The organism is Aliiglaciecola aliphaticivorans, from assembly GCF_054782055.1.
The window spans coordinates 27,344-40,804 of the sequence record NZ_BAAGTF010000012.1; the positions used below are offsets into that span (position 1 = coordinate 27,344).

A 13,461-nucleotide genomic window follows, 5' to 3' on the forward strand; every position below is an offset into this window, starting at 1 on the left:
GTCTTGCCGTTTCAAATTAACCTATATTTATATTAGAAAATTTAAAACTCTGTTAACAAGTGATTATTATTACCAATTGGTTAGCATTATTTTTACTTTGGTAATGACATATGGTTTTAGTTAACCTACAATGGTATGATAATTTGGTAATGACATTGCATTTGTTATTTTTTAACTTTGCTGATTGGTGTTGACGTCGGACTATCAAAATTGACTTTCATTAGTCGAGATATTGCTGCAGCAGGCTAACCTAGATTTTACGAATTTAGCGTTTCGTAACTGTTAGATTTACAGCTATCTATATGATTAGATCCATTTTTAATAACCGATTACGTCATTAAAGAATGGCAATTTTGTGAGCCGTTCGTCAATTGCTTAACATTTAACAGGTGTATATTCTTTATACTCAACTTTACATATCAAAACTCCAGGAGTTAGAAATGACAAAACCAGTAATCGGTTTCATCGGCCTCGGTCTGATGGGCGGCAATATGGTAGAAAATTTGCAGAACAAAGGCTACGAGCCAATCGTAATGGATTTGAACAAAGATGCTGTTGATGCAGTTGTTGCTCGTGGTGGTAAAGCCGCATCGTCTGCAGCAGAACTAGCTGCAGCTAGTGATATCATTATGCTTGCTTTAACTACCTCTGAAATTGTTGAAAAAGTTGTTTACGGCGATGAAGGTATCCTTGCAGGTATCAAAGAAGGCGCTGTATTAATTGATTTTGGAACATCGATTCCAGCATCAACTCGTAAGATTGGTGCTGACCTTGCTAAGAAAGGCGCGGGCATGATCGATGCACCATTAGGTCGTACTCCAGCTCACGCTAAAGACGGTCTTCTTAATATTATGGCTTCTGGAGATAAAGCGACTTTCGATAAAGTTAAGCCAGTATTGGATCAGCAAGGCGAAAATATCTTTTACCTTGGCGCACTAGGTGCCGGCCATACTACTAAATTAATTAATAACTTTATGGGTATGACTACTGTATGTACTATGTCACAAGCATTCGCTGTGGCTGACCGTGCAGGTGTTGACCGCCAACAGTTGTTCGACATTATGTCTACAGGACCTTCGAATTCACCTTTCATGCAATTTTGTAAAAACTATGCAGTTGATGGTGTAAGTGATTTAGGCTTTTCTATTGCCAATGCAAATAAAGACTTGGGTTACTTCCTTAAAATGGTTGAAGACCTTGGTACTCGTGCTGAAATAGCGGAAGGAACTTCTCATAACCTTCAAGCTGCTTTCGATGAAGGCATGGGTAGCGGTAACGTACCAGAAATCTTTGATTACTTTCTTAAGTTAGCAAAGTAAGATAGCCTAATATAATTGCAACTCTACGGAGCAGGCAATTCGCTATCAAAGTAAAATTTTGGGTTGTGAACTTGTCCAACGTGTTCACAACCTTTGAATCCGACAATAGTAATTGTGTTAGATGGAAGCTATTTTTAAGCATGCCATGTTTTACAAAGACTATTATCGGATTTTTTTGTGGGCGTAATTAAATAGCGAATAAAAAAGCATTACACCTAAGAACACGCGAAAAATGCTAATTTGATATATTGCAGTTATCTCGTCTTAACCGTAAACTGAGCCTAGTTTCAATGAGTTAAACTCAGATTCTCACCTTTAATCTCTAGCAACTAATAACCCTTTGTATCACTAATTGCTATTCGTTACTGCGGGTCGTTTTGGGGTTACTTGAGAGGTTAGGGGATATTAGGGTGAATGTTACATAACTGATAAGGAGTATTCACTATTTCTGCTAAATCGGTTAGTTCTGTCGTTATATGGAAAATTTCTCTTTCAATATTGCTACTCATTTGTGTTGTTGTTTTTGCCTTTTTCTGGAATGAAGCACGCAAAGAGGTGGTATTTCTATGTGGCAATTTTAGTCAGGGTGTCACTCAATCAAGTGTGCTAAAACAACTCAATACGCTGCATTTTTCACAATTTAGCGTTAAGGAAACAGGGACAGGTAGGTTGATCGTAATGGACAGCAAACTCAACTTTGGTTTCTATCAATGTATTATCGATATCAATACACAAGGGCGAGTTATTCAATCTCGTGTTGAGTAATATACAAGCACAGAGTCGTTAATTATCCAAAAACGTTTGTTTATAGGATCAACTTAAGGAGCTAATTTGCTCTCAGATTTAAATTTTGCATTACAAATTACCACTCCTATATTCTTCATTATTGGTCTTGGATTTTTGTTTAAACGAATTGGTTGGTTGAATGATGATTTTGCTAATATGGGCTCTGCATTGGTGTTTAAGGTTACCTTGCCGTGCTTATTATTTACAAAGTTATCGACTACTGATTTTACCCAAGGTTTGCCAACGGCCTTAGTGATTTATGGGTTTATTGCAACCTTGCTAATATTTCTATTGTTGGACGTTTTTGCTACCAAATTGATAGCACAAAAGGCTGACAAAGGGGTATTTGTTCAAGGTGCTTTTAGAAGTAATATGGGCATTATTAGCCTTGCTTTTGTGGTGAGTGCCTATGGAGAAAAAGCCTTAGGTATCGCGTCTATTTACTTAGCAGTATTAACCATAGTGTTTAATATTTTATCTGTGATTACATTAACACGGCATTTACCACCAAGAGGCACGAATCGTGTTGGCGGAATGTTGTTGAGTATCATTAAAAACCCATTGATCATCTCTATTGTTGCGGGTGTATTGGTGTCACTGTTAAATATACCAATCCCTGAGATTGCGTTACATACAGGGGAATATTTTGCCGGTATGACCTTACCTTTAGCGCTATTGTGTGCCGGAGCCTCTATTCGGATTAAAGAGTTTCATTCTTCCAGTGTGCTTTACTGGTCGTCCGCAATGAAATTGATTTTTGTTCCCCTCGTATTCACCACGGGTGGTTTTATTCTAGGATTCAGAGGGGAAGAGTTAGGTATTTTATACCTCATGTGTGCAGCTCCCACCGCGGCCGCCAGTTATCCGATGGTGCAAGCGATGCAGGGTAATCATTTTCTGGCTGCAGCTATTATTGCAGTTACCAGTACATTATCTTTAGTGACCACAACACTGGGGATATTTTTATTAAAAGTATTTGCTTTGATTTAGGTATAAAAGCATGGACAACAATAAAAGTGATAGTCAGATTAAATCTTGGTTTTTAATACACTGTGTTGTGTACCTAAGTGTGTGCTTAAGCTTTTCTGTGTATGGACAAGAGGCGCTTACTTTCGAGCAATTCAAGGTTCCTGAAGTTGCAGATAGCCCATTAAAAAAAGTTGATTTTAACAGTCATCCTGATGGTGTTTTTGTGGAGCAAAAGTGGCAATGGATGAAGGCGTCAGTTGTTGGCCAACAAGCTAATTTTGCTGGCCACTTTTATATTTTAAGCACAGGATGTGGCACTGGATGCCAATTTAATGTGGTTGTTCAGGTGGAAACCGGTAAAATCATGGATACCCTCACTTCGGGACTGGGGCTTTGTTACCAAGCCGACAGTGATCTGTTAATTATGAATCCAAAATTAGATGGGTTTGCTGAAAGCGTGCCAGACTGGGCTTATACCTACTACTATCAATTTGAAGAAGGTAAATTAAACCTGTTGAAAAAAGATCAGTTAGGGTTTGACGGGACATGTGATTTCGGTCAGTAAATTGTGACTAGACCAATTTTATTTTGATATCACCGAGGGCTATACAGCAACAGGGGAGGAATTCGTCATCATCAATATAGGCGAGGGGGTCGGTTTTGTAGTCGACTTCGCCACTGATTAGTTTACTTCTGCAAGCTCCACAAAACCCTTCACGACAATGATAGTGAACCTCGATATTTTGCTTTTCCAAGCTTTCTAAAATAGTGTCTGAATGGTCGGTAAGGATAGGAGGGTGATCACCATCAACAATGATCACCGTTGATTTCTTTTCGGACATTAAAGATCGAAATCGTCAAAGTCACCGGCGTTTACTTCGGCGTCAATTTGACCCACTAAGTAAGAGCTTATTTCAGATTCTTGTGGTGCAACTTGTACATTGTCAGAATTGAGGTAATTATTCATCCAAGGCAAAGGATTACTGGTGATATCAAAAGGTTGGCCCATGCCAATGGCGGACATGCGATGGTTCGCTATGTATTCCACATATTGACAGAGTATCTCTTCGTTCAATCCAATCATTGAGCCCTGTGCAAATAAATATCCAGCCCATTGTTTTTCTTGTTCGACCGCTTGCATAAATATTTCTTTTGCTTGGTCTTTACACTCTTCTGCGATCTCAGCCATTTCTGGATCATCTTTGCCTTTTTGCCAAAGGTTGATAATGTGTTGAGTCGAGGTGAGGTGGAGGTTTTCATCGCGAGCAATAAGACGGATTATCTTTGAGTTACCTTCCATTAATTCACGCTCTGCAAATGCGAAAGTACAGGCGAAGGAAACGTAGAAACGAATGGCTTCCAAGGCATTAACCGAGTTCATGCATAAATACAACTTCTTCTTTAACTCACGCATGGTGATGGTGTAAGCGACACCTTCAACTGTGTGAACGCCTTCGCCTTGGGTTTGCCACAGCTGGGTATAAAAAATCAAATCGTCGTAGTATTTAGAAATATCGCCAGCACGTTGTTTGATTTGTTCGTTAACCACAATATCATCAAAGATCGCACTCGGATCGGTAAATAGGTTGCGTAAAATATGGGTGTAAGAGCGAGAGTGTATGGTTTCGAAAAATGACCATGTTTCTGTCCATGTTTCTAACTCAGGTAATGAAATAATCGGTAGAAATGCAATATTTGGGCTTCTTCCTTGCACTGAATCTAGCAAAGTTTGATATTTTAAATTAGAAATAAAAATATGCTTTTCAGAGTCACTTAAAGACTGAAAGTCAACGCGGTCCTTACTGACATCTACCTCTTCTGGACGCCAGAAAAAACTGATTTGTTTTTCAATTAACTTTTCAAAAATACTGTGTTTTTGCTGGTCGTAGCGAGCAACATTCACTGGATTGCCGAAAAACATGGGTTCCAATAAAGGATTTGTAGGTTTTTGATTAAAAGTAGTGTATTTCATTTACCGTCAGTACTCTGTGAGGTTTAACACCAGGTGGCGTATTTTTACGCCACCAAACTTGTTTTTTGCCTATATTTTACATGCACCACCGGCACAATCGTCATCTTCTTCAATGACAACTTCTTGGGCCAATGGCGTCGCAACTTCCTTCTTCAATTCAAGTTGAGAGGTGTCTGAAGCACCATCTCGCGTGTTGTGGTAATACAAGGTTTTAATGCCCAATTTGTATGTGGTTAATAGGTCTTTTAACAACAATTTCATGGGCACTTTTCCACCTTCATATTTACCCGGATCGTAGCTGGTATTGGCAGAAATTGTTTGATCGATAAATTTTTGCATAATGGCACATAACTGTAAGTAACCATCATTGGAGTTGATGTCCCACAGCAATTCATATTGCTCTTTCAACCTTTCGTACTCAGGTACGACTTGTTTCAATACGCCATCTTTTGAAGACTTAATACTAATATGACCTCGAGGTGGCTCAATACCGTTCGTTGCATTGGATATCTGCGACGAGGTTTCTGACGGCATCAATGCAGACAGCGTACTGTTGCGTAATCCGTGTTCCACAATTTCTTTACGCAAGGTTTCCCAATCGTAGTGAAGAGGCTCATCGCATATTTTATCGAGATCCTTTTTATAAGTATCAATGGGTAAGATACCTTGTGAATAGGTTGTTTCGTTAAATTTAGGACAAGCTCCCTTTTCTTTCGCCAAATTATTTGACGCCTTGAGTAGGTAGTATTGCATGGCCTCAAAAGTTCTGTGAATGAGGGCATTACCACTGCCGTCGGAGTACTTCTTACCATTTTTCGCTAAATAATAAGCGAAATTAATCACGCCTATACCTAAGGTTCTTCTATCGATGGAAGCGCGGTATGCAGCAGGAACAGGATAGTCTTGGTAATCTAACAGGCTATCTAGTGCGCGTACTGCTAAGTCTGCCATCTCTTCGAATTCATCAAGGCTTTCAATTGCCCCTAAGTTAAATGCCGATAAGGTACACAGAGCAATTTCGCCATTTTCATCGTTAATGTGCTGCAATGGTTTAGTGGGAAGGGCTATTTCTAAACATAGATTACTTTGTCTAACAGGCGCAACTTTAGGGTCGAAAGGACTGTGAGTATTACAGTGGTCTACGTTTTGTAGATAAATACGACCTGTACTTGCACGTTCTTGCATAAACAAACTGAATAGCTCAACCGCTTTGATTTTCTTTTTACGAATTGAATCATCTTGTTCGTATTTCACATACAAAGCTTCAAACTCATCTTGATCGGCAAAGAAAGCATCATATAGTCCTGGCACATCAGAAGGACTAAACAAGGTAATGTATTGATCTTTGATCATTCGGGTGTACATGAGTTTATTAAACTGCACACCATAATCGAGGTGACGAACTCGGTTTTCTTCCACACCACGGTTATTTTTAAGTACTAGTAAGGATTCAACTTCTAAATGCCATGCTGGGTAGAATAAGGTTGCTGCACCGCCTCTGACACCACCCTGTGAACAACTTTTCACCGCAGTTTGGAAGTATTTATAAAATGGAATACAACCCGTATGATAGGCCTCACCGCCGCGAATTTCACTACCTAGGGCACGAATTCGGCCTGCATTCACACCAATACCTGCTCGTTGACTCACGTATTTAACGATGGCACTTGCAGTGGCGTTAATCGAATCTAAGCTGTCACCTGCTTCAATTAAGACACAAGAGCTAAATTGACGGGTAGGGGTTCTGACCCCAGACATAATCGGCGTTGGTAAGGAGATTTTAAATAAAGACGCAGCGTCATAAAAACGTTTTACATAGTCTAAACGTGTCTCTTTTGGATAGTTAGCAAACAAACATGCCGCGACTAGAATATACAAAAACTGAGCACTTTCGTAGATTTCACCGGTCACTCGATTTTGTACTAGATATTTACCCTCCAGTTGCTTCACTGCAGCATAACTGAAGTTCATGTCTCGCCAATGATCCATGTATTCGTCTAGCTCATTGAGCTCTTGCTCTGAATAGTCTTCTAATATGTGCTGATCATACTTGCCCTTTGCAACCATGCTTTTAACATGGGTAACTAACGCGGGAGGTTCAAATTGACCGTACGCTTTTTTACGTAAATGGAATACGGCTAAACGAGCAGCAAGGTATTGATAATCGGGTGTTTCCGTGGAAATTAAATCAGCCGCAGATTTAATTAAGGTCTCATGAATATCTTCGGTTTTGATACCGTCGTAAAACTGAATATGAGCTTTAATTTCAACTTGAGAAACAGAAACATTTTTTAAGCCTTTGGCCGCCCAAGTTATGACTTTGTGAATTTTGTCCAAATTTAAGACTTCACGTTCACCATCGCGTTTCGTGACATATAGAGAGTTATTCATGTATTTAATTTGCCGTTTAAATAATTAGCGTTACATACCCTGATAACTAAAATTATCGAGTACATTGTATTTTTAAATTAATTTTTAAAAGTATCGTTTTAAACTTTGTGCACACTTAAGGACGTAAAAAGGTCGCGTTTCTCAGCGTTTACTTCCGGTTATTTTTTGAGTAGTTAGAAAAAATGTGACTAGCACAAGATAGAGGTGTTTGCCCTCGTTTGCAACCCAATATCTGGTGGTTTTATCGCCAAAAAAACTTAACCAAATGGTAGGTTAGTATCGACTAACTTAGAAGGGGTATTCACGACGCAGTTAAGCCGATTGCAAGCATATTTTCGATTAAATTTTAAAGTTAAATTATTTTTAAAGGATCAGGTCTGTTTTTAGAATATCACGATATATAGTGTTAAAAATCTTAACAATCACTATATCTGGTATTTTTATGAGCACTCATCTTTATTTATGATAAAACAGAAGTGCATAAATACGATGAATCTATTAACTAGCCAATATCAAGCAACTCAGAGAACTGACTGACAACGTAATCCGCTTTCCAGTCTCTCACCTCGAGTGGATCTTTGATGTAACCATAGAGGGCGGTAACGCTTCCCATATTAGCGTTTTGAGCGGCTTCGATATCTCTTTTGGCATCGCCAACATAGAGGACTTTGTCAGGTGCGATGGACAAAATTCGCGCAGCCTCTAATAACGGCATAGGATGGGGTTTACGTTTGATATAGGTATCCCCACTGATTACCACTGCGCTAGTTTGCATTATCGGGAAGTGGGTCAGCAGTTGGGTCGTTAAAAAGCCTGGTTTGTTGGTGACTATTCCCCAAGGGATAGCATTTTGATTGAACCATTCCAGGGTCTCCATCACGCCATCAAAACAAGTGGTATCGACACAAACATTTTGTTCATAATGGTCGAGTAACATTTGTCGACATGTTTGTAATTCCGTTTCAGAAAGGTTTGCATAGTCATCACCAAACCCTAACTTTAATAAACCTAGGGCGCCATCTGAGGCGACACATCGATATGCATCGTAACTACAAGTTGGCCGGTCATAATGACGCAACACGTGATTCAAGGCATTGCCTAAATCCGCTGCTGTATCTAATAAAGTCCCGTCTAAATCAAATAAAATAGCAGCGTATTGATCATTTAAAAAACCCTTTGCCATGGCCTTGTTTATCCTTCAGGTTTTTGACAATGGACAATGTAATTGACATCGACATTTTGTTCAGAAAGGTAAAATTGTTTCGAAAAAGGATTCATATGCAGGCCAGTCATATGCTGGGTGATAAGATCCGTTTTATCAACCCAGGCTAATAGCTCAGAAGGCTGTATAAATTTTTCGTAATCATGAGTGCCTTTGGGCACTAGGTTTAGAATTTTTTCAGCGCCAACAATGGCCATTAAATAGGATTTTAGATTTCGATTTAAAGTAGAGAAAAATACGTGGCCACCGGGTTTAACTAGTGCCGCGCAAGCTCGCACTATGGAAGCAGGATCTGGCACATGCTCAAGCATCTCGAGGCAAGTTACAATGTCAAACTTATTGCTATGTTGGGCAGCCATTTGCTCTGCGGTTATTTGTTGATAGGTCACCTTTACGCCGGATTCTAGACCATGAAGACGAGCCACTTCTAAGGATTCAGAAGCCATATCAATGCCAGTGACCAGGGCCCCTTGTTTGGCTAAATATTCAGATAAGATACCGCCACCACATCCAACATCAATTATGTTTTTATCAAAAACACCATTGGTACGTTGTTGAATATAGTCTCCTCGAAGAGGATTGATTTCGTGCAAGGGTTTAAATTCTCCTTGCAAATCCCACCACCTAGACGCTAACGCTGAAAATTTATCTATTTCTGCAGCATCTACGTTTTGCTCGGTCATTGTGCACTCCTTTTTTATCTTATTGCTATTATAAGCTGGCATTAATTTAGATAACCAGACCTTTATACCCGAAGATATGCTAAAAAATTGTCTGATTGCACACTATATAAGCGAATGACGGCTATTTATTTTGTTTTCTCGGTGGTAGAATCCACAGTCGATTTAGAACCCACTATAACTAAAAGTGAAGTCGAACTTTTTAAACTGACTTGACCAGTTTCATCAGTAGATTCAGATAATAATTTAGGGACAAGGCTGTATATGACAGACAATGCCAACGAAATTCTCCCCATTAATATAGAGGAAGAACTTAAAAACTCTTACCTCGATTATGCAATGAGTGTCATTGTTGGACGTGCACTACCGGATGTGCGTGATGGGTTAAAACCTGTTCACCGCCGCGTATTGTTCGCCATGAATGAGTTAAAAAACGATTATAATAAACCATACAAGAAATCTGCTCGTGTAGTCGGTGACGTAATTGGTAAGTATCACCCCCACGGCGATACTGCGGTTTACGACACCATTGTTCGTATGGCGCAGCCATTTTCTTTGCGATATATGCTCGTTGACGGCCAAGGTAACTTTGGTTCAGTTGATGGAGACTCAGCAGCTGCAATGCGTTATACCGAAGTTCGTATGGCTAAAATAGCCCATGAACTTCTTGCGGATCTAGAAAAAGAAACCGTTGATTTTGTACCTAACTATGACGGTACGGAACATATTCCTGATGTACTTCCCACACGTGTTCCTAATTTATTAGTGAATGGTTCCTCAGGGATTGCCGTTGGCATGGCAACCAATATTCCACCTCATAACCTAACTGAAGTGGTAAACGGTTGTATTGCACTGATCGATAATCCAGATATGACTATCGAAGAGATCATGCAACATATTCCGGGACCTGATTTTCCCACCGCTGCATTAATTAGTGGTCGTAAAGGAATTGACGATGCCTACCGCACTGGCCGCGGTAAAATTTACATGCGTGCCCGGGCTGAAATTGAAACTGAAGATAGTGGTAAAGAAACCATTATTGTGCACGAGATCCCTTACCAGGTTAACAAAGCAAGATTGATTGAAAAAATTGCTGAACTGGTTAAAGAGAAGAAAATTGAAGGTGTTTCAGCACTTCGCGATGAGTCTGATAAAGATGGAATGCGTATTGTTGTTGAAGTGAAACGCAACGAGTCAGCAGAAGTGCTACTTAATCACTTGTATGCCCAAACACAATTACAAACCGTGTTTGGTATCAACATGGTTGCCCTCGACAACAACCAACCTCGGGTATTTAACCTCAAAGATATTTTAGAAGCCTTTGTACTGCATCGCAGAGAAGTGGTTACTCGCCGTACAGTTTATGAACTGAAGAAAGCACGCGACCGAGCCCATATCCTTGAAGGTTTAGCGATTGCACTAGTTAACATCGATGAAATTATCGAGTTAATTAAAGCATCAGAAAGTCCAAGTGATGCTAAGGCTTCTCTTGTGGCTCGCGGCTGGGCGTTAGGTGATGTTGCTGAAATGCTAGCACGTGCGGGTGATGATGCGGCTCGTCCTGATTGGCTAGAACCACAGTACGGTATATCAGAAGGCGAATATTTCTTAACCGAACAGCAAGCCCAAGCGATTCTAGACCTGCGCTTACACAAACTGACTGGTTTAGAACACGATAAAATCTTAGCTGAATACAAAGAGCTACTCGACGTTATTGCTGAATTATTGCTGATACTATCTAGCTCTGAACGTTTGATGGAAGTGATTAGAGAAGAGCTTGAACAAATACGTGATGAATACGGTGACGAAAGACGTACAGAAATCACAGCAGCAACTCATGACATCGACATGGAAGATCTTATTGAGCGAGAAGATGTTGTAGTGACATTGTCTCGTGAAGGCTACGTGAAATATCAGAAACTTTCTGACTACGAAGCCCAGCGTCGCGGTGGTAAAGGTAAATCTGCGACTAAGATGAAGAATGAAGACTTCATTGAAAAGTTATTGGTTGCCAATACCCACGATCACATATTGTGTTTCTCAACTCGTGGCCGTTTATACTGGTTGAAAGTGTATCAATTACCTTTTGCTAGTCGTAACGCCCGTGGACGTCCTATCGTGAACATTCTTCCTTTAGAGGAAGGCGAACGTATTACCGCTATATTACCTATTCAAGAATTTGAAGAAGGTAAATATGTATTGATGGCCACAGCTAACGGGACGGTTAAAAAGACCGCACTTTCACAATACTCACGTCCTCGTTCAAACGGTATTATTGCGGTGAACTTAAACGAAGGTGATGAATTAATTGGTGTTGATATTACCGACGGTGAAAGCGACATTATGTTGTTCTCGGATGCCGGTAAAGTGGTTCGCTTTAACGAAAAACAACGAGATTCTGAAACCGGCGCAGTGAAGCTTGATCCTGAAACCGGTGAAGAGCTTTTAGCATTACGCCCTATGGGTAGAACCGCTACTGGTGTTCGCGGTATTCGTTTACAAGACGGTCAAAAAGTGGTGTCACTTATTGTTCCTAAAGGTGATGGTGCTGTATTAACCGCTACAGAGAATGGTTTCGGTAAACGTACTCCAATTGCTGACTATCCAGCGAAGAGCCGAGCAACACAAGGTGTTGTTTCAATCAAGGTCTCTGAACGTAATGGTGCAGTAGTGGGTGCAGTACAAGTGTTCGAAGGTCAAGAGATTATGTTGATCAGTGACCAAGGTACATTGGTTAGAACACGAGTAGATGAAGTCTCCACAGTAGGTCGAAATACCCAAGGTGTTAGACTTATCCGCACAGGTGCAGACGAGCATGTTGTGGGTTTACAAAAAATTGAAGAGATTGAAGCAGAAGATTTAGAACTACTAGAAGGTGAAGACGTCGTTGCAGCGGAACAAGCTGAAGTGGCGGACGATAGCGCTGACGAAGTAGACTCTGATCCTACTGAATAAATCATAAACGCTAGTTTTTAATCATACTTAAAACGAGTGGCTTATTCCGCTCGTTTTTTTTCGGGAGAAAATCAAATTATGGCAGTTACTTATAATTTCAGTGCAGGTCCGGCGATGTTACCGACTGATGTTATGTTGAAAGCACAACAAGAGTTTATCAATTGGCAAGGTCAAGGGTGCTCGGTGATGGAAATGAGCCATCGTAGCAAAGCGTATATTGAGGTTGCTGAGCGTGCTACTCATAATTTGCGAAAGCTATTAGCCGTTCCCGATGATTATCAAGTACTGTTTACCCACGGCGGTGGAAGAGGGCAATTTTCAGCTGTGCCGTTAAATCTATCAGCTGTTGGAGATCATGCTGATCACTTAGTAACGGGCTCTTGGTCAAAAGGAGCTGTGAACGAAGGGAACAACTATTTAACTGCAGATGTTGTCGGCGGCATCGAAGAAGTCGATGGCCTTACTCAAGTTCAGTCTCAAAGCTCTTGGAAACTCAACGACAAAGCCGCATATTTCCATTATTGCCCTAATGAAACTGTGGAAGGTATTGAAATAAATGAAGTGCCCGATACACAAGGCGTGCCTATAGTAGCGGATATGTCTTCAAATATTCTGTCGAAACAAATTGATATCAATGATTACGCAGTGATTTACGGTGGGGCACAAAAGAACATTGGTCCGTCGGGTTTGTCAGTAGTCATTGTGCATAATAGGATGCTGGACAAAGCACGAATCGAGACTCCTTCGATCCTAAATTATAGTTTGATCGCGAAACACGATTCCATGTACAACACACCGCCAACATTTGCCTGGTATTTAGCCGGTTTAGTGTTTGAATGGTTGCTTGACTTAGGTGGTGTTGCCGAGATCGAAAAGCGCAATAAAGAAAAATCTGATTTGTTATATCACGCCATTGATAACAACGATTTTTACTCAAATCGCGTTGCAATTCAAAATCGTTCGCGGATGAATGTTCCTTTTCATTTAGCAGACACGAAATTAGATGCTTTATTTCTAGAAGAGTCGGAAGCTGCGGGTTTGAAGGCACTGAAGGGTCACAGAATAGTTGGCGGCATGCGCGCCAGTATTTATAACGCTATGCCCATTGAAGGGGTTAAAGCGTTAACCGACTTTATGAACGATTTTGCTAGAAGGAATGGATAAAAC

Annotated in this window: 11 protein-coding genes; 6 read left to right on the forward strand and 5 right to left on the reverse strand. The window is 40.4% G+C overall.

The features are described 5' to 3' along the window. Positions 1–416 precede the first annotated feature (416 nt). The 4 genes from ACYVIL_RS07240 to ACYVIL_RS07255 all read left to right on the forward strand — a co-directional run bounded on the left by ACYVIL_RS07240 (position 417) and on the right by ACYVIL_RS07255 (position 3,639). On the forward strand, positions 417–1,319 hold the full coding sequence (locus ACYVIL_RS07240) for an NAD(P)-dependent oxidoreductase (RefSeq protein WP_303472324.1): 903 nt from the start codon (positions 417–419) through the stop codon (positions 1,317–1,319). Between the two features lie 603 nt (positions 1,320–1,922). Further along, a complete protein-coding gene (locus ACYVIL_RS07245) occupies positions 1,923–2,084 on the forward strand; it encodes a hypothetical protein (RefSeq protein ID WP_460312042.1) in 162 nt (53 codons plus the stop codon). A gap of 66 nt (positions 2,085–2,150) precedes the next feature. Then, on the forward strand, positions 2,151–3,095 hold the full coding sequence (locus ACYVIL_RS07250; RefSeq protein WP_303472233.1) for an AEC family transporter: 945 nt from the start codon (positions 2,151–2,153) through the stop codon (positions 3,093–3,095). 10 nt (positions 3,096–3,105) lie between these two features. Further along, a complete protein-coding gene (locus ACYVIL_RS07255; protein ID WP_460312043.1) occupies positions 3,106–3,639 on the forward strand; it encodes a hypothetical protein in 534 nt (177 codons plus the stop codon). 7 nt (positions 3,640–3,646) lie between these two features. Here the strand turns inward: ACYVIL_RS07255 and yfaE are convergent, their stop codons facing one another. From yfaE to ubiG, 5 genes are all read right to left on the reverse strand, one after another. Further along, positions 3,647–3,916 (reverse strand): class I ribonucleotide reductase maintenance protein YfaE, encoded by a 270-nt coding sequence (yfaE, locus tag ACYVIL_RS07260; RefSeq protein WP_303472230.1) that lies wholly within the window; start codon positions 3,914–3,916, stop codon positions 3,647–3,649. Further along, positions 3,916–5,046: a class Ia ribonucleoside-diphosphate reductase subunit beta gene (gene nrdB, locus ACYVIL_RS07265; RefSeq protein WP_303472228.1), complete on the reverse strand. Its 1,131-nt coding sequence runs from the start codon at positions 5,044–5,046 to the stop codon at positions 3,916–3,918. The genes yfaE and nrdB overlap by 1 nt, the downstream gene beginning before the upstream one ends. A gap of 69 nt (positions 5,047–5,115) precedes the next feature. After that, the gene (nrdA, locus tag ACYVIL_RS07270) at positions 5,116–7,437 is read right to left on the reverse strand and encodes a class 1a ribonucleoside-diphosphate reductase subunit alpha (RefSeq protein ID WP_303472226.1); all 2,322 of its coding nucleotides are present in this window, start codon (positions 7,435–7,437) and stop codon (positions 5,116–5,118) included. A gap of 502 nt (positions 7,438–7,939) precedes the next feature. Continuing rightward, on the reverse strand, positions 7,940–8,620 hold the full coding sequence (locus ACYVIL_RS07275) for an HAD-IA family hydrolase (RefSeq protein WP_460312044.1): 681 nt from the start codon (positions 8,618–8,620) through the stop codon (positions 7,940–7,942). A gap of 8 nt (positions 8,621–8,628) precedes the next feature. Further along, entirely contained in the window at positions 8,629–9,342 is a 714-nt protein-coding gene (ubiG, locus tag ACYVIL_RS07280) for a bifunctional 2-polyprenyl-6-hydroxyphenol methylase/3-demethylubiquinol 3-O-methyltransferase UbiG (RefSeq protein ID WP_460312045.1), read from the reverse strand. Positions 9,343–9,603: 261 nt separating this feature from the next. On the opposite strand from ubiG, the gene gyrA reads away from it, so the two are divergent. Together gyrA and serC are read left to right on the forward strand one after the other, a co-directional pair. Next, the gene (gene gyrA / locus ACYVIL_RS07285) at positions 9,604–12,294 is read left to right on the forward strand and encodes a DNA topoisomerase (ATP-hydrolyzing) subunit A (protein WP_303472220.1); all 2,691 of its coding nucleotides are present in this window, start codon (positions 9,604–9,606) and stop codon (positions 12,292–12,294) included. 78 nt (positions 12,295–12,372) lie between these two features. Beyond that, positions 12,373–13,458 (forward strand): 3-phosphoserine/phosphohydroxythreonine transaminase, encoded by a 1,086-nt coding sequence (gene serC / locus ACYVIL_RS07290; protein WP_460312046.1) that lies wholly within the window; start codon positions 12,373–12,375, stop codon positions 13,456–13,458. Positions 13,459–13,461 lie beyond the last annotated feature (3 nt).

Excerpts from the sequence above, each read along its gene's own strand:
- ACYVIL_RS07255 (WP_460312043.1), top strand. The coding sequence starts at position 3,106 with ATGGACAACAATAAAAGTGATAGTCAGATTAAATCTTGGTTTTTAATA.
- ubiG (WP_460312045.1), bottom strand. The coding sequence starts at position 9,342 with ATGACCGAGCAAAACGTAGATGCTGCAGAAATAGATAAATTTTCAGCG.
- gyrA (WP_303472220.1), top strand. The coding sequence starts at position 9,604 with ATGACAGACAATGCCAACGAAATTCTCCCCATTAATATAGAGGAAGAA.
- ACYVIL_RS07275 (WP_460312044.1), bottom strand. The coding sequence starts at position 8,620 with ATGGCAAAGGGTTTTTTAAATGATCAATACGCTGCTATTTTATTTGAT.
- nrdB (WP_303472228.1), bottom strand. The coding sequence starts at position 5,046 with ATGAAATACACTACTTTTAATCAAAAACCTACAAATCCTTTATTGGAA.
- yfaE (WP_303472230.1), bottom strand. The coding sequence starts at position 3,916 with ATGTCCGAAAAGAAATCAACGGTGATCATTGTTGATGGTGATCACCCT.
- nrdA (WP_303472226.1), bottom strand. The coding sequence starts at position 7,437 with ATGAATAACTCTCTATATGTCACGAAACGCGATGGTGAACGTGAAGTC.
- serC (WP_460312046.1), top strand. The coding sequence starts at position 12,373 with ATGGCAGTTACTTATAATTTCAGTGCAGGTCCGGCGATGTTACCGACT.